This window comes from Bellilinea sp. (assembly GCF_053501535.1).
On record NZ_JBRCOK010000025.1, the window covers coordinates 163,722 to 185,884 of the forward strand.

At 49.0% G+C, this 22,163-nt stretch carries 20 protein-coding genes and 1 riboswitch; of the genes, 13 read left to right on the plus strand and 7 right to left on the minus strand.

The window, feature by feature from the left end:
* Positions 1–44 precede the first annotated feature (44 nt).
* The 3 genes from ACWIZX_RS02615 to ACWIZX_RS02625 are packed head-to-tail and all read left to right on the plus strand — an operon-like array spanning position 45 to position 4,216.
* Entirely contained in the window at positions 45–2,063 is a 2,019-nt protein-coding gene (locus ACWIZX_RS02615) for a S9 family peptidase (RefSeq protein ID WP_322792622.1), read from the plus strand.
* Entirely contained in the window at positions 2,044–3,075 is a 1,032-nt protein-coding gene (add, locus tag ACWIZX_RS02620) for an adenosine deaminase (protein WP_322792623.1), read from the plus strand. Before ACWIZX_RS02615 ends, add begins: the two co-directional genes overlap by 20 nt.
* Complete coding sequence (locus ACWIZX_RS02625) at positions 3,062–4,216, plus strand: lycopene cyclase family protein (RefSeq protein WP_322792624.1); 1,155 nt, start codon at positions 3,062–3,064, stop codon at positions 4,214–4,216. Before add ends, ACWIZX_RS02625 begins: the two co-directional genes overlap by 14 nt.
* A 5-nt stretch (positions 4,217–4,221) precedes the next feature.
* Here ACWIZX_RS02625 and ACWIZX_RS02630 read toward each other — a convergent pair whose 3' ends face one another.
* Positions 4,222–5,025, minus strand: coding sequence for a YdcF family protein (locus ACWIZX_RS02630; protein WP_322792625.1), 804 nt, complete (start codon positions 5,023–5,025; stop codon positions 4,222–4,224).
* A 115-nt stretch (positions 5,026–5,140) separates the two neighbouring features.
* Between ACWIZX_RS02630 and ACWIZX_RS02635 the strand changes: the two genes are divergently transcribed.
* Entirely contained in the window at positions 5,141–5,926 is a 786-nt protein-coding gene (locus tag ACWIZX_RS02635) for a tryptophan-rich sensory protein (RefSeq protein WP_448334722.1), read from the plus strand.
* A 70-nt stretch (positions 5,927–5,996) separates the two neighbouring features.
* Positions 5,997–6,752 carry a 2,3-diphosphoglycerate-dependent phosphoglycerate mutase gene (gene gpmA / locus ACWIZX_RS02640; RefSeq protein ID WP_322792627.1) on the plus strand — a complete coding sequence of 252 codons (756 nt, stop codon included), beginning with the start codon at positions 5,997–5,999 and terminating at the stop codon, positions 6,750–6,752.
* Positions 6,753–6,823: 71 nt separating this feature from the next.
* Here gpmA and ACWIZX_RS02645 read toward each other — a convergent pair whose 3' ends face one another.
* Positions 6,824–7,459 (minus strand): sterol desaturase family protein, encoded by a 636-nt coding sequence (locus ACWIZX_RS02645; protein WP_322792628.1) that lies wholly within the window; start codon positions 7,457–7,459, stop codon positions 6,824–6,826.
* Between the two features lie 116 nt (positions 7,460–7,575).
* On the opposite strand from ACWIZX_RS02645, the gene ACWIZX_RS02650 reads away from it, so the two are divergent.
* Positions 7,576–8,730, plus strand: coding sequence for a hypothetical protein (locus tag ACWIZX_RS02650; RefSeq protein WP_322792629.1), 1,155 nt, complete (start codon positions 7,576–7,578; stop codon positions 8,728–8,730).
* Here the strand turns inward: ACWIZX_RS02650 and ACWIZX_RS02655 are convergent.
* Complete coding sequence (locus tag ACWIZX_RS02655; RefSeq protein ID WP_448334723.1) at positions 8,696–9,367, minus strand: IMPACT family protein; 672 nt, start codon at positions 9,365–9,367, stop codon at positions 8,696–8,698. The genes ACWIZX_RS02650 and ACWIZX_RS02655 overlap by 35 nt on opposite strands.
* 38 nt (positions 9,368–9,405) lie before the next feature.
* Between ACWIZX_RS02655 and ACWIZX_RS02660 the strand changes: the two genes are divergently transcribed.
* Positions 9,406–9,705, plus strand: coding sequence for a YciI family protein (locus ACWIZX_RS02660; protein WP_322792631.1), 300 nt, complete (start codon positions 9,406–9,408; stop codon positions 9,703–9,705).
* Between the two features lie 13 nt (positions 9,706–9,718).
* On the opposite strand, the gene ACWIZX_RS02665 is transcribed toward ACWIZX_RS02660, so the two are convergent.
* From ACWIZX_RS02665 to ACWIZX_RS02675, 3 genes are all read right to left on the minus strand, one after another.
* Positions 9,719–10,819 carry a glycosyltransferase family protein gene (locus ACWIZX_RS02665; protein ID WP_322792632.1) on the minus strand — a complete coding sequence of 367 codons (1,101 nt, stop codon included), beginning with the start codon at positions 10,817–10,819 and terminating at the stop codon, positions 9,719–9,721.
* A gap of 531 nt (positions 10,820–11,350) precedes the next feature.
* Positions 11,351–12,073 carry a SpoIIE family protein phosphatase gene (locus tag ACWIZX_RS02670; RefSeq protein ID WP_448334724.1) on the minus strand — a complete coding sequence of 241 codons (723 nt, stop codon included), beginning with the start codon at positions 12,071–12,073 and terminating at the stop codon, positions 11,351–11,353.
* Between the two features lie 21 nt (positions 12,074–12,094).
* Positions 12,095–12,787 carry a class I SAM-dependent methyltransferase gene (locus ACWIZX_RS02675; protein ID WP_322792635.1) on the minus strand — a complete coding sequence of 231 codons (693 nt, stop codon included), beginning with the start codon at positions 12,785–12,787 and terminating at the stop codon, positions 12,095–12,097.
* A 125-nt stretch (positions 12,788–12,912) separates the two neighbouring features.
* On the opposite strand from ACWIZX_RS02675, the gene ACWIZX_RS02680 reads away from it, so the two are divergent.
* The 6 genes from ACWIZX_RS02680 to ACWIZX_RS02705 all read left to right on the plus strand — a co-directional run bounded on the left by ACWIZX_RS02680 (position 12,913) and on the right by ACWIZX_RS02705 (position 19,368).
* Complete coding sequence (locus ACWIZX_RS02680; protein ID WP_448334725.1) at positions 12,913–14,067, plus strand: radical SAM protein; 1,155 nt, start codon at positions 12,913–12,915, stop codon at positions 14,065–14,067.
* A gap of 78 nt (positions 14,068–14,145) precedes the next feature.
* A riboswitch (glycine riboswitch) is annotated at positions 14,146–14,246 on the plus strand.
* Between the two features lie 141 nt (positions 14,247–14,387).
* Positions 14,388–14,780 (plus strand): glycine cleavage system protein GcvH, encoded by a 393-nt coding sequence (gcvH, locus tag ACWIZX_RS02685; protein ID WP_448334726.1) that lies wholly within the window; start codon positions 14,388–14,390, stop codon positions 14,778–14,780.
* Positions 14,780–16,129, plus strand: coding sequence for an aminomethyl-transferring glycine dehydrogenase subunit GcvPA (gcvPA, locus tag ACWIZX_RS02690; protein ID WP_448334727.1), 1,350 nt, complete (start codon positions 14,780–14,782; stop codon positions 16,127–16,129). The genes gcvH and gcvPA overlap by 1 nt, the downstream gene beginning before the upstream one ends.
* Positions 16,122–17,591, plus strand: coding sequence for an aminomethyl-transferring glycine dehydrogenase subunit GcvPB (gene gcvPB, locus ACWIZX_RS02695; RefSeq protein WP_322792639.1), 1,470 nt, complete (start codon positions 16,122–16,124; stop codon positions 17,589–17,591). Before gcvPA ends, gcvPB begins: the two co-directional genes overlap by 8 nt.
* Before the next feature lie 89 nt (positions 17,592–17,680).
* Positions 17,681–18,229, plus strand: a complete 549-nt coding sequence (locus ACWIZX_RS02700; RefSeq protein WP_322792640.1) for a type 1 glutamine amidotransferase domain-containing protein — start codon at positions 17,681–17,683, stop codon at positions 18,227–18,229.
* Complete coding sequence (locus tag ACWIZX_RS02705) at positions 18,226–19,368, plus strand: metallophosphoesterase (protein ID WP_322792641.1); 1,143 nt, start codon at positions 18,226–18,228, stop codon at positions 19,366–19,368. The genes ACWIZX_RS02700 and ACWIZX_RS02705 overlap by 4 nt, the downstream gene beginning before the upstream one ends.
* 1 nt (position 19,369) lies before the next feature.
* Here the strand turns inward: ACWIZX_RS02705 and alaS are convergent, their stop codons facing one another.
* On the minus strand, positions 19,370–22,111 hold the full coding sequence (gene alaS / locus ACWIZX_RS02710) for an alanine--tRNA ligase (RefSeq protein WP_448334728.1): 2,742 nt from the start codon (positions 22,109–22,111) through the stop codon (positions 19,370–19,372).
* Positions 22,112–22,163: the final 52 nt, after the last annotated feature.

A 22,163-nucleotide genomic window follows, 5' to 3' on the forward strand; every position in this document is an offset into this window, starting at 1 on the left:
TCGTATTTCCGCACCAACCCAAATCCCAGTAAAGGAGCAGCCAAATGGCAAAGCGTTACATCACCGCTGAAGATCTCTATCAATTTCAGGTGCCATCCGGCACAACCATCTCTCCGGATGGCAAAAACATCATTCTCTCCCTGCAGCGAGTAGAGAAGAAAAGTGAAAAGAAATATTCCAACCTATGGCTGGTTCCGGTGGAGGGCGGTCAACCGCGTCAATTTACCTTTGGCGATCAAAGCGATCATCATCCCGTCTGGTCGCCGGATGGGTCGCAAATTGCCTTTCTCTCCAACCGCCAGAACAAGGACAAACCCCCTGTACTGTACTTAATTCCTTTTCATGGCGGTGAAGCCCGTCCGCTCACCCAACTGGAAGGTGAAATTGGAGAAATCCTCTGGTCACCGAATGGCAAAAAAATCCTTTGTACGGTAAGGAAAATTGACAAAGAAGTCCTCCAACGGCAAAAAGATCCCGCCCTAAAGGATCTCAGCACCCCTGCCCGTCATTACGACCGCTTGTTCTACAAGCTGGACGGTTATGGTTATCTCCCGCATGAGCGCTGGCATTTATGGGTAGTGGATGCAGCCACCGGCAAGGCCACTCAATTGACCGATCACCCGGTTTGGGATGAGAACTTTCCCGACTGGTCTCCAGACGGAAAATGGATTGCGTTTATCTCCAACCGGAGCGATGATCCGGACTCAAACCCGGACCTGGATGACATTTTTCTGATGCCGGCCAACGGCGGCGAAGCCCGCCGGCTGCAAACACCGCCCGGCAACAAGTTTTCCTTGCGGTTTTCACCGGATGGTAAATGGCTGGCATACTACGGTCAGGAAGGGATCGGCAAGGGGTTCAAGAACATCGGCTTGTGGGTAATACCCACCGACGAATCACATCCCGCTAAAAACTTGACCGAATCCTATGACCTAAACGTCAGTGCCTGGACGATTAATGACATTGGCGGTGCAGTAACCAACCCGCCCCTTTGGAGCCCGGACAGCCAAACATTGTACTTTCCCGTAACCCTGCATGGTTCGAGTATTCTGATGAAAATTGGCCGCGATGGCGGCGGTTTGGAAACCATCCTCGGTGAGGGCGGGGTATTTCATACGCATAGTCTGGACCGCGCCGGTTCTCGCATCGCCGGTTTATGGGGCACTTTTCAGGATCCCGCTCAGGTTATGCTCTTGGACCTTTCCAGCGGCAGCCAGCGCGTCCTGACCCGCTTTAACCGGGATTTACTGGATAAAGTTGATCTTGGAGAAATCGAAGAAGTCTGGTTCAAAGGACCCGACCATAACGACCTGCAAGGCTGGATCCTCAAGCCACCCCAGTTTGATCCTCAAAAAAAATACCCCTCGATCATGGAAATTCACGGTGGTCCGCTGACCCAGTACGGAAAACTTTTCATGCACGAATTTTACTATCTGGCAGCTCAGGGCTTCGTCGTCTATTTTTGCAATCCACGTGGCGGACGCGGTTATGGTGAACAACACGCCGCCGCTATTCACGGCAATTGGGGTGACCGCGACTACGCCGACCTGATGGCGTGGGCTGATTTCATCGCCCAAAAACCGTACATTGATACAACCCGCATGGGTGTAACCGGCGGCAGTTACGGTGGCTACATGACTGTCTGGATTATCGGTCACACCCAACGTTTTCGCGCTGCGGTCACTCAACGTTGTGTCAGCAATTTTATCTCCATGTGGGGGTCCAGTGACTTCAATTGGGTATTCCAGCGTGAACTAAACGATAAACCACCTTTTGAAGCCTTAGACTACTACTGGCAGCGTTCACCAATCGCCCACATTGGAAATGCCAAAACCCCCACGCTGGTGATTCACAACGAAATGGACTTACGCTGCCCAATCGAACAGGGCGAACAGGTATATGTAGCCCTCAAACGCTTGGGTGTGGACACCGAAATGGTGCGTTTTCCAGAAGAATTTCATGGCCTCTCGCGCGGTGGTCGAACCGACCGGCGTATACTCCGCTTGAATCACATTGCTCGATGGTTTAAAAAATATCTGCTCGATGAACAACAATCTCATTGATCCTCATTATCCGCTGATTGATCTTCATCGTCACCTGGATGGCAGTGTCCGCCTGGAAACGATACTGGAATTAAGCCATACCCACGGTTTGCCCCTTCCTGCTCAGGACGTTGAAGGTTTACGCCCTTATGTGCAGGTGACAGATGCCCAACCGGGCGTGATGGAATTCATTGCCCGCTTTGAATGGATGACGAAAATCCTTGTCAATGAGGATGCCTGCCGCCGAGTGGCTTATGAATGCGTTGAGGATTTGGTAAAAGAAGGCATTGATTATGCCGAACTCCGTTTTTCGCCCTGGTTTATGGCAGAAACCCATCGCCTGAACCCGGTTGCGGTTATTGACGCGGTGGTGGACGGCGTGCGCGCCGCCAGCCGGGACACAGGTACGCCAGTCAACCTGATTGGCATTCTCAGCCGAACCTACGGTCCAGACATTTGTCATCATGAACTGGCAGCCATCCTCTCCCGCCGTGAGGAATTTGTGGCGGTGGACCTGGCCGGTGATGAAGCTCACTTCCCCGCCGAGTGGTTCGATTCTCATTTTTCCCTTGTCCGCGATGCTGGCTTACACGTTACAGTTCATGCCGGCGAAGCCGACGGCCCGCAAAGCATCTGGCAGGCCATTCAACGACTAGGTGCGGAGAGGATTGGTCATGCCGTTCAGGCAGTCAAAGATGAACGATTGCTGGATTACATGGCAAACCAGCGCATTGCGGTTGAAGTCAACCTGACCAGCAATGTGCAGACCTCAACGGTAAAAAATTACGCAGAGCATCCCGTGCGCCTCTTTTTGGATCGGGGAATTTGCACAACTCTGAATACCGATGATCCCGGCATCAGCGCCATCACGCTGCCATACGAATACAATGTCGCTGCTCCGCAGGCCGGCCTGAACAAAGAGCAGATTCGTCAATTACAAAAGAACGCACTCCAAGCATCTTTCCTTTCAGCTCAGGAAAAATCCAAACTTCTTTTAAAGAAAGGCGCGTTGCCTTCGTATGGGGATTTATGACTTTATCCTGGCTGGCGGCGGTGCAGCCGGCTTGAGTCTGGCGCTTCGTCTGGCGCAAGCCTTTCCCGACCGTAAAATTTTGATTCTCGACCGCGAGCCAAAACGCACCAATGACCGCACATGGTGTTTTTGGTCAGTTCATCCCAGCCCGTATCCAACGGCAACATTCCGCACCTGGGATAGACTGGCATTTTATGGGTTAAATTTTTCAAAGACTTATGTCCTTTCACCCTACTGTTACTACCTGATTCGAGGGATTGATTTTTACCGTCATGCCTATGACCGGCTGAGTAGCTTTCCAAATGTTCGATTTGAATATGGAGAAGTAGACCGGATCCAAGAAGACCAGGAGCATGCCTCGGTTTCGCTAAACGGCATGGCTTTTGAAGGCAAATGGGTATTCAGCAGCCTTTATGATCCCAAAAAAATTACCAAACAACCCCGTCGCTATCATTATCTGAAGCAACATTTTCGCGGTTGGGAAATAGAAACCAGTACTCGCTGCTTCGACCCACAAATGCCAACCCTTTTCGACTTTCGCATCCCCCAGGACGGGCAAATGCGCTTTATGTACATTCTGCCATTTTCGGAACGGGAAGCAATGGTTGAATATACCCTCTTTTCACCTGAACTGTTGACCGATGAAGAATATGATAGCGCTCTTCAAAATTACATAGCAGACACTTTGAAGATAAAAGAATTCCGGATCAAAGCCGTGGAAAACGGCGTGATTCCCATGTCCGATCAACCTCTACCCCGCAAACTGGGTGAGCGCATTTTAGCCGTCGGCACATTGGGCGGGCGGGTTAAACCTTCCAGCGGTTATGCTTTCTTACGTATTCAGAAAGATAGTGAAGCCATCGTGCGTTCCTTGCTTCAGCAAGGTCATCCTTTTGACCTTCCCGATTCACCATCGCGCTATCACCTTTTTGACAGCATCATGCTTCAGGTAATGCAGCGTCATGGCGGAGAAATGCACCACATTTTTACCCAACTGTTCCGAAACAACCCCATTCAACGGGTATTTGCATTTTTGGATGAAAACCAGAGTTTTCCTGAAGATCTGAAAATTCTGGCATCCCTGCCGCCATTGCCCTTTATTCGAGCGTTGCTGCGTTTGAAAGTTCTTCGCAGGGTGTAATCCGGCTAAGGAACGCTCAAAAGATCTCTCAAAGAATACACCACAATTCCAAGGTATTCTTTCAGACTGCTGGTGGTCATCGAGAGATATCCGGCATTCGGTAAAATATTGATTAATTGAGCTGCCGGGTTGTTTCGCCACAACTTTTGCCATTCCAAATCGGTTATCGAATAATCTGCTGGTGAAGGAATCACCTCAATTCCTTCTGCCCGGAAGAGGGCAACCGATCGCGGCATATGTTGTGCTGAGGTAACCAGGACAACCCTCTCAAGCTGCTTTTCTTTCAAAATTCGGGCGGAAAACTGCACATCCTCTGAAGTATTTTGAGATTGATCCTGCAATATCAGTGCCGCCTCTGGCACGCCCATAAAAACCATCAATTCCTTCATCTCAAATGCCGGCGTGGTTGTGCGCGCAGAAAGCCAATCAATATTCCCGCCGCTTAATAAAATGTAAGGGGCAATTCCCTGACGATAGAGCCGCACAGCATGAATTACCCGGTCACCGGCGCCATTGACTTCCACACCGCTGCGCGGCGAGTCGAATGACTCGGTTCCCCCACCCAGAACCACGATAACGTCTGCCTGAGGTAATACATCGGGAGCAACTATCTGCCTTTCCAGCCAGTAGGTCAAACTGAAAGCCACCCAGCGATTTCCGCCCAACCATAATAAAACAAGCGCAAGAATTACCAATCTCTTTCGCCAGGATTGCGGTATTCGGTTGATCAGACTGACCAAAAGCAGCATACAGGCCAGACCAAGTGGATAGATCAACAAGGGTAGAAACTTGGATAGAAAAACGAACATGATACGTCACTCCCTTAATTTCATTCCCAACTCATCTTAAACATTAACAAATCAACCCATGGGAATATCTTTTATGATACTCTTAAATTGAAATTACCAAAGGAGTTACAAAAGCATGAAAATCATCCGCTGGCTCAATTTGATTACACTTGTATTCACGGTAACGGTCAATTCTCTGGCGAATGCCTTGCCGATCAACAACCGTACCACCGGTGAGATTTCTGACTCATTTCCGGTTTTATTTACCCCGGCAGGTTATGTATTCGCCATTTGGGGATTGATCTACCTCTCATTAATTGGGTTTGCAATTTATCAGATTCTCCCCTCACAGCAGAATAATCCTCACATTAATCGCATCGGCTTTGGGTTCATTGCCGCCAACCTGTTCAACGCCGCCTGGATTTTTGCCTGGCATTACGGTATCATCCCCCTTTCCATGTTCTTGATGATTGGATTGTTAATCTCACTACTGGTCACTTACACCCGTTTGGGAATTGGCATTCAACCGGTACCACCTGTGGAACGCACCTTGATTCATTTTCCTCTCAGCCTGTATCTGGGCTGGATTTCTGTGGCGACCATAGCCAATGCAAGTGTCCTGCTCTACACTTGGAATTGGGACGGGTTTGGATTATCCGCAGAGCTATGGACTGCCCTGGTAATTATTGTTGGTGGATTGCTGGCCATTGCCATGATTCACTTTCGAAATGCAATCACCTATCCGCTGGTCGTTGTTTGGGCATTTTCAGGAATTCTCTTCAAAGCGGGCGGATCCGAAATGATTGCAAACATTGCTGGCGCAGTTGCGGTACTCATCCTGATCTTCCTGTTGTACTCCATGCTGCGCGCCCGTCAGTTGAAATTGATTTCCAATCGGGTTAATCGTGAAAATTTGCGCTAAACGATCAATTCTCGGTTATAATCTTTCTTGATGTTTCCGAAACAAATTCGAAATTGATCAGGAGTAAGCCATGAAAGAGAACCTTGTCCTTGTGCGCCATGGGCAAAGCCTGTGGAATTTGGAGAATCGCTTTACCGGCTGGACAGATGTTGACCTGACTGATATTGGCAAAGAGGAAGCCCGCCTTGCAGGTCAGCAGATGCTGGCGGAAAAATTCACTTTTGATTATGTGTTCACCTCTGTCCTCAAACGAGCCATCCGCACCCTTTGGATCATTCTGGACGAGATGGACCTGATGTGGCTGCCCGTGGAACGAGCCTGGCAACTCAACGAACGACATTATGGCGCGTTACAAGGCCTGAACAAAGCAGAAACCGCCGCAAAATACGGAAATGAGCAGGTGCATATCTGGAGACGAAGTTACGCCACTCCGCCGCCGGCCCTTAGCCTCGACGATCCCCGCCATCCTCGTTTTGACCCTCGCTACGCCAAGGTTGATCCGGCTCTGCTCCCCTCCACCGAGTCTTTGAAAATGACTTTGGAAAGAGTGATGCCCTTTTGGAACGAAAAGATCGTTCCGCGCCTGAAAGCCGGTGAAAAAATCCTGATTGTTGCGCATGGCAACAGCCTGCGGGCATTGGTCAAATACCTGGATAACATTTCCGATGAAGACATTACCGAGTTGAACATCCCCACCGGTATTCCGCTCGCCTATCAACTGGATGATCAACTGAACGTCCTTTCCCGCCGCTATCTGGCTGACGAAGAAGCAGTCAAAGCCGCTGCTGAAGCGGTTGCCCGCCAGGGTCTAGCCAAAAAAGAATAATAAGTGCCTGAGAACAATAAAAAATGGCTGCCTCTATCTAACCGGCAGCCATTTTCGTTTTCCTTTGCAGTTTAGTCGCCTCTCGTTCCAAAAATATAATCCCACAATGGCGAGGATACTCCAAAACGTTGATTGGGGGTCTTGTAATGATGGCGCATATGGTGACGTTTCAATGCCTTGAGAATCCCGCTGCGCATCGGCCAGTGATGCGTGGCATAATGGGTGATATCGTAAATCAAATAGCCAATAATAAACCCCGAGAAGACCATTGCCGTCATAAAAGGTGCCTGAAGCAAAACCCCAAACAGAACATGGTATAAACCATAGAAAACCAGCGCGAGGGGGATGCTGACCACCGGCGGCATGACCAAACGGGTCTTACATTGGGGTTGTTCATGGTGAACCCCATGGAAGAGATAAAAAATCTTTTCTTGCTGAGGAGTTTTGGGCTTGTAATGGAACAGAAAACGATGCAACAAATATTCGGCAAGGCTCCAAAAAAACAATCCCAACAGGAAACCAAACGGTAAAAAGAAAGCGGAAAGCGGTTGAGGTTTAATCCATACACCTCTGATAAAGAAAAACCCGGCAACCGGCAGCCAGAGAATTACCACCACGACCGGGGAAATATGCGTAAAAAATTCCAGAAAGTCAGACTTAAACAAGCGAATTGGCTCATCGCTATGGTTGATTTTGATGGTATCCATAACCTCACCTTATGAACTGGAATTATTCGATAATTTTAGGGAGAATTCAATTGGAGTATATCACAAGACAAATCAGAATATAATACGTTTGGCACAATTGAAAGGGATCACTGCCTGTGAATAAGCAACCCATCCGAAAGAAAAGTCCGGTCAGGCGGCTGCTTGCCGAACGATATTTGCTGATTTCGCTGATTAGCTTTGCTGCCAGCGTACTGGTGGTACGCTTATTTCTTGAATTAACCAATTACCCTCGCGTGGAGTTTGGCAATCTTCACATCGCCCACGTAATTTGGGGTGGTTTGTTTTTATTTGCTGCCGCCCTTTTGCCAATCATGTACGCCAACCGGTGGGCATTATTCTGGTCAGCCTTATTTAGCGGGGTTGGCTTCGGCCTTTTCATTGATGAAATTGGGAAGTTCATCACCCAAACCAATGATTACTTCTATCCCCCAGCCGCACCGTTGATTTACGCCTGTTTTCTTCTCACCGTGTTGATCTATGCGCAATTTCGCCGTCCACGCCCCACCACAACCCGCGAGGATTTGTATCATATTTTCAGCATGATGGAGGAGCTTTTAGATGAAGACCTCGATGAAGAGGAAAAATCCTTTCTGATCCAGCGATTGAATCATATCATCAACACGTCAAGCGATACGAAGCTGGTGCGATTAGCACAATCATTGCTGAGTTTCATGCAAAGCGAAATTCTCGCCAGCCCGGTAACGCCACCAAACAATTTACAAAAACTCTGGCAGCAACTGGTAACTGCAATGGAAGGCTTTTTTACCCGCCAGCGGATGTTCCTGTTATTGATTGGTGGCATGATCTGGCACGGTTTCATTTCCATTATGGGGTTATTTAACCTAACCCTTTTATCCATCCAGACCATCAACGGTCAACCAGAAAGATTCATTCAAATCATCCAAACCCTTCCTGGAAATATCCCACCTGATTGGTTGATTGTCAAAGCAGCCAGTCAGGCAGCCATCGGAATTTTTTCATTTGCTGCCGCCATCCTTCTTTTACTCAGACGCGAAGCATCTGCAATTCGCATTGGGATACTTGTGTTGACAACTTCCCTTACGGTGGTCAACCTGTTGGTCTTTTATTTGGATCAGTTTTCTGCTTCGATCAATGCCATCTTTGAATTCGCTCTGCTGCTTGGTTTGATCAACTATCGCCGCCGTTTCATGCAAGAGTCGAGTCTGGCCGATGCTGATGATCATGCGATCAATTTCAAGCCGGACGAAGAACAAAAACTAGCGGTTTGACCACAGTAATGCTGGCTGTACCATGCGTTAAATCTAGCAGGGCTCGCTCGACTTCTTTTTGTTCGGTAATTGGAATCTGAAAATGCAAGGCCACTTGATCGGTGAAAATTTCTTCCAACACCACACCTGAAAAATTTTCGATCAAACGCCTGACTTTTTGATAATCCGAATAACCTACATCACACACCAACTCACAAGCCTTAATCTGAATCGCAAGTGGCAGTTCAGCCAGAACCGCTTTGGCTGCCTGCTGATAAGCCTTGACCAGCCCACCAGTCCCCAGTTTTGTACCACCAAAATAGCGCACCACCACCATAACGATATTCCCAATCCCACTCCCTTTTAACACGCTCAGGACTGGTTTGCCAGCCGTGCCGGCAGGTTCACCATCATCATTGCAATGCTCAATTGTGGTTGTCCCGTGACCAATCAGGTATGCCGGCACATGATGGGAAGCATCCGGAAATTCAGCGCGTATTCCCTGGATTACATGGCGAGCTTCATCTACCGAAAAGGCAGGCGCAGCAATGGCAATGAAGCGGGAATTAAGAACCGTTATTTCTGCCCTGCATTGCCGGGCAGGGACATTAACAGGTTTGAGATTTTGGGAGCTCGTGTTATCATCGGATTTGCTCACACCGCAAGTATATCCCCTTTTAGGAAGGATGGAAAAAGATGAAACATTTTTTGGTGGATATTCAATACACTGCACCAATTGAAACAATTGATGAAATTTTGCCCAGCCACCGGGCTTTCTTGCAGGTCGGTTATGAGCAAGGCTATCTTCTTTGCTCTGGCCCCAAAAACCCACGAGTTGGTGGAATCGTCATTGCCCGCGCTGAATCAGAAGAAGAGTTGCGCAATTTCTTCTCGAAAGATCCTTATCAACAGCAAAATGCGGCTCATTATTCATTTATTGAATTCAATCCGGTGAAATTCCAACCCTTTTTAGAAAAATGGGTAGCCGGTCAGTAGCAAGTTGTTGATTTTATTGGAGATGAGATATTCCCAGGCCCAATTTTTCTGCAATCCATTCGGCAATTTGTGCTGAGCCGTTAAGTCGCTCCCGTTCTATTCTGGCAAGGGATAAGATTGGGGGCAGCCGATCCAGCCAGCTGCCATTGTAAAAATCCTGCTCCTCCACTCTCAATCCATTTAATTCGCGTTCCACAAACGCCGCCAAAGGCGATGTTTCCCGGAAGTGATTACGGGGTATATAGAGGTAGGGAACTCCGCTATGATAAGCCTCCGCTATGGTGCTGTACCCCAGTTTTCCCACAACCACATCACTGGCATTGACCAGATCGGGATGATAATAGGGGTGATGATGCGGCAATAATAGCAGATTACCCCATTGCTCATATCGCTCACTTGCGCCGGGGATGACAAAAACAACCTCCGTGAAATTGTGCAGCGGCTGCAATTGTTTAAGCAAATGGGGAATTCCTCCCATTGTGATCAGAACCAGCGGCTGGTGCGGACTCACACTTAAGGATTGTCGCATTTCATCCCGCGGCGTTCTCGGCAGACGTGAGACCGGCTGGGTAACCAGGTGCGCAGGTTTGTATTCACATACCGGTTCGGTCTGGATATGAATGGACGCCATTTCAAACGCCTCTCGAAGCGGCGGAATGAAATCCGTCAAGCGTGGTTCTAAATCAAGGTAACCTTCATAGATCCAATCCCATGTAAAATTTTCTACCAGAATTGATGGGATGTTTGCCCGTTTTGCCGCAGTGATTCCGAGTGGGGAAATGTCACAAAGAATCAGATCGGTTTTTCGTTCTTTCATCAAATTTGCCAGATACTCAACTTTTTGATTCCCAAAAGGTACAAACCCTTTCAGGCGATCAACCGTGCCGGGCAGGTCTTCAACAAATGGCGAATGCTGTACCACGCCTACATCCGTTTCAAAGGCAATGTAATGATATTCCTCGACTTTTAAAGAGTCCTTGAAAAACCACTCCGGAACAGTGGTGATCACATCAAATTGACAATTGGGGATCGTTCGATGAAGCGATTGGATAACTGCAACTGCTCTGGAAGCATGCCCAAACCCATGAGGTGAAATCACTGCACTAATCTTCATATCCCATCCAATATTTGTGCTTTAATCATCAACAAGAATCATTTTACTATATTATTTCTTTATTTTTATAAGTTTATCTTTTTTGTAAAGTTTACCCCAACATCATTTCAAGGACGAACATCTGCCTATGCGCAACTCAAAACACTGGATTACCTCACTCCTCATTGGTTTAGTCCTTTTGTGGAATTTGCAGGCTGCCCTGGTTTTCATAATATATCCTTATCCTTACATTCCATCCTTTCAATTGGAGGGGAATTCCGGCAGGGTTATGGTTCAAGGGTTGGGAATCTTGTTCTTGATGTGGAACATTCCTTATTTCTTTGCCTGTTGGAACCCCTTCCGCTACCGAATTTCACTCATTGAAGCAAACCTCATGCAATTAATAGGTCTGATTGGTGAAACACTCCTCCGAAATTCGCTTCCCCCAAACGAAGTTGTTCTGCGTGCCACCGCCTCCCGCTTTATTCTTTTTGATGGCGCTGGCTTGCTGCTGCTTTTAATTGCCCTTTGGATAACCCGTCCCCTAAAATCTCATTCTTCATGATGCGGGGGCACCGGCAGGCGAACGCTCAACCTGCGGATCTGGTCTTTCCCAACCGGGAGGATACGTAAAACAGCGATAGTCATGTCATCCTTGGGTTCGCCCAAATCTAAACGAATGGCTTGCCCTAAAATTGAATCGGCAATTCGATCTGCGCTGGGATTTTCTTCATCCATGACCGCTTCCAGTGCAGTGCAAATATCCAACCCCAACCCGGAAGATTTCAGTCCAGCGTTGGCAATCCCGTCGGTGTACATGACCACTGTCGTTCCCGGCGTCAAAGTAATTTCAGAAATTAACGGGCGGATATTTCGGGCGGTGCCAATCGGTTGAGTTTCACCTGCCAGGCATTCAATGTGGTTATCCTGAGCGACAAAAATCGGGGTCGGATTATTCCGTGAGAGGACTATTGTCCCGCTTTGCAAATCGGCGCTCAAAATGTTCAAAAATACCGGGTATTGACCATTGCGTTCGGTGTAAAGCAAGTCAGAAGCCGCACGAGCTGCTGCCCCATCCCGAATGCCATCAGCAATCAGACCAATTACTTTGCGGACAACCATGCCTGAGATCATCTTCGCTTCCCGGCCTGAAGTTTGTCCATCGCACATGACCACCGATAAACCCCCATTGGGGCGCTCGATAATCTCCACCGAATCACCACTTTCTAATGATCCGAATTTGGTCGCTTTGGCCACTGCAATTTGTATTTCCATAGCATTGATTTTACAGGTATTTCAACCGTTCGCAAAGGGTGTTGTTCCTTTTTCTGCCAGCAGGAACCATAATTGATCCCCCTGACAGGGTATCCACACCTGCTCAACCTGAAATCCCTGCTGAAGATACCGTTCGGCCCATACGGATTGCATGATTGAATCCCCGGTCGTTTGACGAGTAATGCCAAAAAGCCATCGCAAGAAACGACTATACAAAGAGTTGCCGCCTTGCCTCATCCCCAGCAGGATCACAACCCTCCCTCCATCCTGAAGCACACGCCAGCATTCCTCTATGGTGCTGATATCCAAAGCGTAGGGGGTTGGAAAAGTAGCCACAATCGTTGAAAATGATTCACTTCTAAAGGGTAGATTTTGCGCTATTCCCCGGCATAAACCCAATTGTTGAATGGTGAAACCTGTTTTTTGCAAACGTTCTCTGGCCCGTTGATTCATGAAGCGGCTTTCATCCACCCCAAATATTTTCTTTTCCTGGCTGAGAAAAAATTCCTGTAAGTAGCCGGGGCCAAATCCCAATTCCAGGATCGGATCTCTAGAAATAAAATGAGCGCTATTCAAAACATAATCCTTCCACTTTCCACCGGAAACCAAAACTGCTACCCAATCATAGGCAAAAGCAAATTGATGATAGAGCAAATGGAAAAACCATACCAAAAGGCGGTTCCAGATTTTATACGCCAATCCAACCAGGCTCATTTTTTTCCTTATTTCCTGATTTTCTTTCGGTTCATTTCAATTTGATTTTCCAAAATTATACCGTTCCTACAAAATTCGACACAGGTTTTATTGATTATTATGAAATTATGTTCTATAATAAGGTTATGGACACAACCATCACCAACCTCCACCTTTTGACAGAACAGACCGAGTTTGAACTGGATGAACCTCCCGGCGCTCCACCTGCCTGCTATTCCCCCAAAACCCGCCCGAGAGAGATTCCAGAGATTTTTTGGGCGAAAAAATCTGGGGGTGGTCGCACACCAATCCTCAAAACCCTGTTGACTTCAGCTTGCGAGAAAAATTGCCTGTATTGCCCGTTTCGTGCTGGCCGCGATCTGCGCCGGGCCACTTTACAACCCATCGAAATGGCAAAAATTTTTTCTCAAATGTCTGCAGCCGGTCTGGTACAGGGATTGTTTCTCAGTTCCGGAATGGTGGGGGGTGGAATTCGAACCCAGGATAAGATTTTAGATACTGCAGAAATTCTAAGAACAAAATATCAACATCAAGGATATTTACATCTGAAATTAATGCCCGGCGCCGAAAAAGATCAGGTATTGCGCGCATTACAATTAGCCACACGGGTGTCGGTCAATCTGGAAGCCCCAAATCCAGAACGGTTGAAGGATCTTGCCCCACGAAAAAAATTCCAGGAAGAGTTGATGCAACTCCTGCAATGGGCGCAGGAACTTCGCCAAAGCGTGCAGCATTCAACCACAAATGACCGTTTTCCTTCCATTGTCACTCAACTGGTCGTCGGTGCAACAGCGGAAACAGATACAGAAATCCTGCAAACCTCTTTTTACTTATACACGCGCTTAAAGCTAAGCCGCATCTATTATTCGCGCTTTTCCCCCATTCCGGATACCCCTTTAGAAAACCTGCCTCCGGAAAATCCCCTGCGTCCGCTTCGTCTCTATCAGGCCTCCTTTTTAATTCGGGATTACGGCTTTTCCACAAGCGACTTTCAATATACCGAATCGGGTAATTTACCACTTGAACAGGATCCAAAAACGATTTGGGCACAAACTCATCTTCTTCACCAGCCTGTTGAGTTAAACAAAGCCGATTTCCTCCACCTGTTGCGAATACCCGGTATTGGGCCAAAAACAGCCCGCCGAATCGTCCAATTTCGCCGCAATTCAAAAATAAAATCTGAAGTGGAATTGCGACAATTGGGCATTCCCGTTGAGCGGGTTTCTCCCTTTATTCTGCTAAATGGAAGAAAAATAACCAACCAGCCCTCTTTCTGGTGAAATTTGTCCTCAAAAGGGTATATTTATCCACCCTTGTTTTTGGTATAATTTTTATCAGATAATCTGAATTCATTTCTTCCAGCATTCGGGGAAGAGACCAAAACCCAAATTGGCACCGAAGGGGCAAGGCATTATTGTAAATTGCCGAATCTCTCAGGTAAAAGGACCCCGAGTGAATTCTCCTCTGAAAAGCACAACGTGCACCCATGGAGCAAATCTCGAAATTCGGGATGAATCTCACAGGTTTATAACAGAGGACATACCTTTGTCTGGTATGTCCTCTGTGTTTTATCAAATCATCATCCAACAGGAGGTCTCCTATGAATGTTCCAACCAATTTGAAGTATGCCAAAACCGATGAATGGGTGAAAGTAGAGGGCAATATTGCCACCATTGGTGTTTCAGATTACGCCCAATCTCAACTTTCCGATATCGTTTATTTTGAATTCAAAGTGGATCCCGGTGATATGGTCAGCAAAGACCAATCGGTTGCCACACTTGAATCGGTCAAGGCAGCCGCGGATGTCAACGCTCCCGTTTCAGGGAAAGTGCTGGAATTGAACCAATCCCTCACCGACCAGTTTGAAGTCATCAACAACGACCCCTATGGCGCTGCATGGATGTTGAAAATTGAAATGTCCAACCCCGCCGAACTGGATACCTTGATGGATGCGGCCGCTTACGAAGCCTACTGTCAGGAACGAGGTCACTAATGTATACCCCACATACCGATTCCGAGCGGGAGGAGATGCTCAAAGCCATCGGCGTACCTTCCATCGAATCGCTCTTTGAAGATGTCCCTGCCGAGTACCGTTTTCCCAGGCTAAACCTCCCTGAACCATTGTCAGAAATGGAAGTTTCTGCCCAATTGCAGGAACTTGCCAGTATCAATGAAACAACCCATGATTTGATTTGCTTTCTCGGTGCCGGCGCATATAACCATTATGTTCCTGCAGCGGTGGATTCGATCCTCCGCCGAGGTGAATTCTACACTGCGTACACGCCCTATCAACCCGAAGTTTCTCAGGGCACTCTGCAGGCAATCTTTGAATACCAAAGTCTGATCGCCAACTTAACCGGCATGGATGCTTCCAACGCTTCACATTATGACGGCGCAACCGCCACGGCAGAGGCCGCTGTACTGGCATTTCATCACTTCCGCGGAAAACGCACCCGATTTGTCGTCTCCCCATCGGTCAACCCACAATACCGTGCGGTTGTACGCACCTACATGAACGGTTATGAAAACATTGAAGTCATCGGGGATGAGGCAGGCAATCCGTTTGTTTCACCCCAAGAATTACTACCGCTGATTGATACCAACACCGCCCTGGTTGTGGTTCAGTACCCCGATTTCTTTGGTCGAGTGCAGGACCTGACCGGTTTTGCCCAAAAGGTACACGAAGCCGGCGCCCTGCTGGCTGTGGTTGTCAATCCATTAGCCCTGGCGTTATTCAAAAGCCCCGGCGAAATGGGAGCAGACATTGCTTGCGGTGAAGGTCAGCCATTAGGCATCCCCCTTTCCTTCGGCGGGCCCTATCTGGGTATTTTTGCAACCAGAAAAGATTACGTCCGCAAGATGGCCGGCAGACTGATCGGTGAAACTACCGACAAAGAAGGCCGCCGCGGTTATGTGCTGACCCTTACTGCCCGTGAACAGCATATCCGCCGGGAAAAGGCCACTTCCAACATCTGTACCAATCAGGGCTTGATGGCGCTGGCAGCCACCCTCTTCATGAGCCTGCTGGGAAAAACCGGATTACGTCAGGTGGCTGAACTGTGTTATCACAAAGCCCATTACACAGCCCAGCAGATCAACCAGATTCCCGGTTTTGAAGTGGACCTCAAAGCGCCCTTCTTCCACGAATTTGTCGTGAAATGCCCCGATTCCGTGGAAGCGATTAACGAATATTTGCTGGATGATGGTATCCTCGGCGGATACGACCTCAGTAAAGACTACCCGGCTTTGAAAAATCATATGCTGCTGGCAGTCACCGAGATGAACACCCGAGAAGAAATCGAAATCCTGTGTGAGGCTTTGAAGGAGTATTCCCATGACTGAGCCCACAATTTACGAACTTTCATCCCCTGGTCGGGTGGGTGTCCGTTACCCGCAGCCCGATGTACCCCTGTCGGAACTGCCGCAAGAACTGGTGCGAGAGGATTTACCCCTGCCAGAACTTTCAGAATTGAATGTCATCCGTCACTTCATGCACCTTTCCCACCTCAACTACAGTATTGACAGCGGTTTCTACCCCTTGGGTTCCTGCACGATGAAGTACAACCCCAAAATCAATGAGGAAATGGCACGGTTGCCGGGCTTTGCTTTCACCCACCCCCTCCAACCTATTGAAACCGTGCAGGGAAATCTGGCGTTGATGTACGAACTGCAGGAATACTTGAAGGAAATTACCGGGTTTGATGCGGTAACTCTTCAACCGGCCGCCGGAGCGCAGGGAGAATTCACTGGCGTGATGATCATTCGCGCTTATCATAAATCGCGGGGAGATTCAAAACGCACCAAAATTTTGGTGCCCGATTCAGCCCACGGCACCAACCCGGCTACCTCCGCCATGAGCGGATATGAAGTTGTCCACATCCCTTCCGATTCCCGTGGAAACGTAGATATCGAAGCACTGCGAGCAGCCTGTGATGAAACCGTTGCCGGCCTCATGTTGACCAATCCCAATACACTTGGATTGTTCGAGGAACAGGTGGTCGAGGTCAATCGCATCGTTCATCAAGCCGGAGGACTGGTCTATGGCGATGGCGCAAATTTGAATGCCCTTTTGGGGATCGCCCGCCCGGCGGATTTGGGGTTTGACATCATGCACATCAACCTGCACAAAACATTTTCAACCCCGCACGGCGGCGGCGGCCCCGGTTCTGGCCCGGTTGCGGTCAAGGCAGCTTTCAAGGAATTTTTACCCGGCCCAATTGTTGAGGTGCTTGAAGAGGGAGATGAAGAAATGCCGCCCATGTTCGGTTTCTATCAACCCACCCAAAGCATCGGCAGGGTCAAAGCCTTCCACGGTCACTTTGGCATGATGGTACGGGCATATACCTACATTTCCATGCACGGAGCGGAAGGGCTGCGAAAAGTCTCAGAATACGCTGTTTTGAACGCCAACTACTTGCAGGCACGCTTGCGCGGCACATATAAAATCCCTTATGATCGCATCTGCAAGCACGAGTTCGTGGTTGAGGGTGTGTGGGATGATGCCCCGGGGGTTCATGCTTTGGATATTGCCAAGCGGCTGATGGATTACAACTTCCATCCCCCAACCAACTATTTCCCCCTCATTGTTCGGGAAGCCTTAATGATTGAACCGACCGAAACCGAGACCAAACAAACACTCGATCGCTTTGCAGATGTCATGCTCAAAATCGCTGAGGAAGCGCATCAACAACCCGAACTCTTGCATGAAGCACCACACTCCACACCGGTTGGCAGGCTGGATGAGGTTAAAGCTGCCAAAGAACTGGTGCTGTGTTGCTGGTTTCCCGAGCAGGTAAAAAACTAAGCAACGCCGTTTGTACAACTCTACCCCCGCTCCCACAACGAGCGGGGGTTTGTTATAATCATTCCATCCAGAGAATCAGGAGGCACACCATGAAACTCAAAGGATTGAAAATTATCTACCTGATTGGCGAAGGGTTTGAGGATCTCGAATTTTATGTTCCTCTCATGCGACTGCGCGAAGAAGGTGCCGAAGTTGTTGTTGCAGGTGCCAAAGCAAATCAAACTTATATTGGGAAGAACGGTTTACAAGGTAAATCCGAAGTGAGTTTTGAGGATCTTGACCCGGCGAACTATGATGCGATTGTGATTCCCGGTGGCTGGGCACCGGATAAACTGCGCCGCTATGATGCGGTTAAAAAGATGACCCGCTGGTTCTATGAGAATAACAAAATCGTGGCAATGATTTGCCACGCCGGCCTGGTTGGAATCAGTGCGGGTATTGTGCGTGGGCACGAAGCAACCGGCAGCGAAGGCATTAAAGATGATTTATTGAACGCCGGAGCAACCTGGCGGGACGAAGCAGCCTTTCGCAGCGGCAATATCGTTTGGGGCCGGGTGGTTGCCGATATTCCGGATTTCTGCCGCGAATTGGTCAATGCACTTGAGGAATATAGCCAGAAGGTCAACAAAAAGGGATGATCGAAGCGCGGGATTTTTCTGCTAGGCGCAATTTTCCCGGCGAAGTGGGAAACGATTTTGATGTCGTCCTGCGCCGTTATGATGCTATCCAAAAAATTCATCCTCTTTTCTTTGGGTTAATTCTATTCGGGTTGGCCTGGCTTCCAACCCGAATGGAGTGGGAATTCACGCTTGCCTTATGGGGCTTTTTCATGCTGGACTGGTTGATGCTGGCGCTCCTACCGGTCTTTCACCGGTCATTCGGCCCGCCTCAGCCCCCCGCATTTTTACTGGCTTTGATGCGATTGCCGTTTGCGCTTTTGCCTTATCCGGTAAATTTTCTCCTGCAGACTATTGGCAGCCTGCTGGTATTTTATGGCTTTTGGATTGAACCCCATCGCCTTACCCTTGCCCACCAGATTTTGCAAACACCCAAATTGAAGAGCGGCAGCCGACTTCGTGTTCTCCATTTGGGAGACCTGCATGTTGAACGCATTACCCGCCGCGAGAAAAAAATGCAAGAATGGATCAAGCAGCTGCGTCCCGATCTCATTTTATTCAGCGGCGACATTCTCAATTTATCCTACAATCGCGACCCTATTGCGCTGGAACATGCGCGCCAGCTCATGGCGGAATGGCAGGCGCCGCTTGGGGTTTATGCCGTCGCCGGCAGTCCGGCAGTGGATTTAGCCGAGATTTTACCGGGGTTTTATAATCAATTGCCCGTTCAATACCTCGCGGAAGAGCAGATTGAACTCAATGTTGACCAACAAAAAATTCACCTGATCGGACTTTCTTGCACACACCGTCCGTTTATTGACGCCCCTCGCCTGGAGAAGTTACTCCCTAAAAACAACCAGAATTTCACCATTCTGCTTTATCACACACCGGATCTGGCTCCCAATGCTGCCAAAACAGCGGTGGATCTACAGCTTTCAGGTCACACCCATGGCGGTCAGGTCAGGCTGCCGTTGATTGGTGCGCTGTTCACCGCCTCGTTATACGGCCGCGCCTTTTCATCCGGGCGCTACCAATTGAACGGCCTGACTCTCTATATTACTCGAGGTATTGGTATGGAGGGCGCAGGAGCGCCGCGTGTGCGCTTCCTTTGCCCTCCTGAAATTACCCTGTGGGAAATTCAAGGCAGCGGCGAGGGCTGATCTACGCCCCCAGTTTAGATTCAACCCAACTGAAAACCTTTTGCAAAGCCTGAGGCAGCAAAGCGGCGTCTTTGCCGCCCGCCTGGGCTAAGTTAGGCCGCCCGCCTCCACCTCCACCGACTACCGAAGCCACAGTTTTAATTAAATCACCGGCATGCCAGCCTTTCTTGACAAGGTCATCACTGATAGCGCCAATGATCAGGGGTTTATCATTTTCCACACTCGCCAAAACAATCACCCCGCTGGTGTATTTTTGACGAAAGCGGTCGCACATCTGCCTTAAGATTTCCGCATCCGCATGGGATAATTGCGCTGCCAGCACCTTGATCCCCTGAATATCCTTTATGGAATTCAGAGACTGCTCAAATTCAGCAGAAACCAGTTGCCGGCGCAATTGTGAAAGTTGATCACGGGCTTCATCAAGCTCCTTCAGCAAAGATTCTGCTTTGTTAGGAACATCTTCCACGGATGCAGATAAAATTTGCGCTGTTTGTTTCAGAGTCCGCATCCGCCGCTGTACCAGCGCATAAGCTTCCCGGCCGGTAACCGCTTCAATGCGGCGCACACCTGCCGCCGCACTGCCTTCACTGGTGATAAGGAAAATTCCAATATCACCGGTGTTTTCCACGTGCGTACCGCCGCACAATTCGTAAGACAGAATCTCTTCCTCATCTCCAATCGTTATGGTACGCACCGTTTCGGCATATTTTTCCCCAAATAAGGCCATAGCGCCTTCAGAGATTGCCTCATTGAGTGATTTAAATCGGATGTTAAGACGCATGTCCTCAAAAATGGCACGATTGACACCAGCCTCAATTTGTTCGATCTGTTCAGGGGTTAACGCCTCTGGATGTGTAAAATCAAACCGGAGGCGATCCGGCGCAACCAGAGAACCGGCCTGACGGGCATGTTTTCCCAGTACTGCCTGTAATTCCGCATGCAACAAATGGGTTGCGGTGTGATTGCGCATGATGTCACGCCGCCGCTGTGCATCTACTGCAGCAATTGCCAGATCACCCACTGCCGGCTTGCCGCGAACAACCTCCCCCACATGGGTGATCACTCCGGCGGCCGGTTTACGGGTGTCCTCAACGCGGATTTCCCAACGGGGTTCAGCCACAGAAACAATCGTTCCGGTGTCCGATACCTGCCCGCCGGCTTCCACATAAAAACACGTTGCAGGTAGAATCACTTCTACAACATCACCGGTCATCACTTCCTGCACGGGCTGCCCATCGCGTACCAGCGCCAGCACCTTACCTTCCACTTCCAGCGAGGAATACGGGTCATAATGCACACCTTCTGTTCCCAGTTCTCCGCTGGATTGCAAGGCTTCAAGAATTCCACGGTAAACATCCACATTTTCACCCCCCAAAGGACCAAACGATTTACCCGCACCCGAAGCCAGGCGGTGTTCTTCCATTGCGCGCGCAAAGCCAGCCTGATCCACCTCCAACCCTTCTTCTAATGCAATATCACGCACCAGTTCCAGCGGTAAACCGTGCGTGGCATACAATTCAAACGCCTTTTCACCATCTAAAACTTTGCCGCCGCTATTCCTGACCGCCTGAAGCAATTCTTCCAAATGCGCCAATCCCTGCTCTACGGTTCGTTTAAAGCGTTTTTCCTCACGGGTCAGTGCATCCAGAATCGCCTCTCGGTTACGCACCAGTTCGGGGTATGCTTTACCGTAATTTTCGATAACCACATCCGCAACCTGAGCAAGGAAGGGTTCGTCCAACCCGATTTTGCTTCCAAAGCGCGAAGCCCGCCGGATGATCATGCGACATACGTAATTTCTTCCGGTATTGCCCGGCACAACTCCGTCTGCAATCAGAAAAGCCGCCGCGCGTGCATGATCGGCAATCACGCGGTAAGGGGTAATATTGGCATCCCGTTCAGCCTCACTGTGACCGGTCAACTCCCGCACCTTTTCCATGAGCGGGAGAAGCAAATCTGTGCGGTAATTTGAGGGCTTATCTTGCAAAATTGAAACGATTCGCTCCAGGCCCATTCCTGTATCCACATGGCGGGCGGGCAACGGCTCCAGACGGGTGGGGCTTAGCCGGTTGTATTGAATAAACACCAGATTCCACAACTCAAGAAACCGTTTGCAGTTGCCGTTCACCCGGCAGACATGACCCTCTTCGTGCTGGCGGTCGCAATATTCCATGCCGCGATCGTAATGGATCTCGCTGCAGGGGCCGCAGGGACCGGTTTCTGCCATTTCCCAAAAGTTATCTTTACGCCCAAAATAAAGGATATGAGATGGGTCTATGCCGGGTTGCTGCGCCCAGAATTGTGCTGCTTCATCATCGGTTGGGATTTCACCTTTTTCATCTTTGAAACAGGTCGCCCACAGACGCTCTTTTTCAAGACCCCAAACTTCCGTCAGCAACTCCCACGCCCATGATATAGCTTCTTTTTTGTAGTAATCTCCAAACGACCAGTTCCCCAGCATCTCAAAAAAGGTGTGATGCGTATCATCCCGCCCAACATCATCAAGGTCATTATGCTTTCCGGCTACACGCATACACTTTTGAGAATTAACAGCGCGGCTGTAAGGCCTTTGATCCGTCCCAAGGAAAACATCCTTAAACTGCACCATCCCTGCGTTGGTAAACAGCAGAGTCTGGTCACCGCCGGGAACCAGCGATGAGGAAGGGACAAAGGTGTGACCTCGTTCAACAAAAAAGTCAATAAACATTTGTCGAATTTCCGCGCCGCTCCAGTATTTTTTCATAGTTTTGGCTCCAACCCAATGAAATAATTTGAAATGAGGAATGGCTTTGATT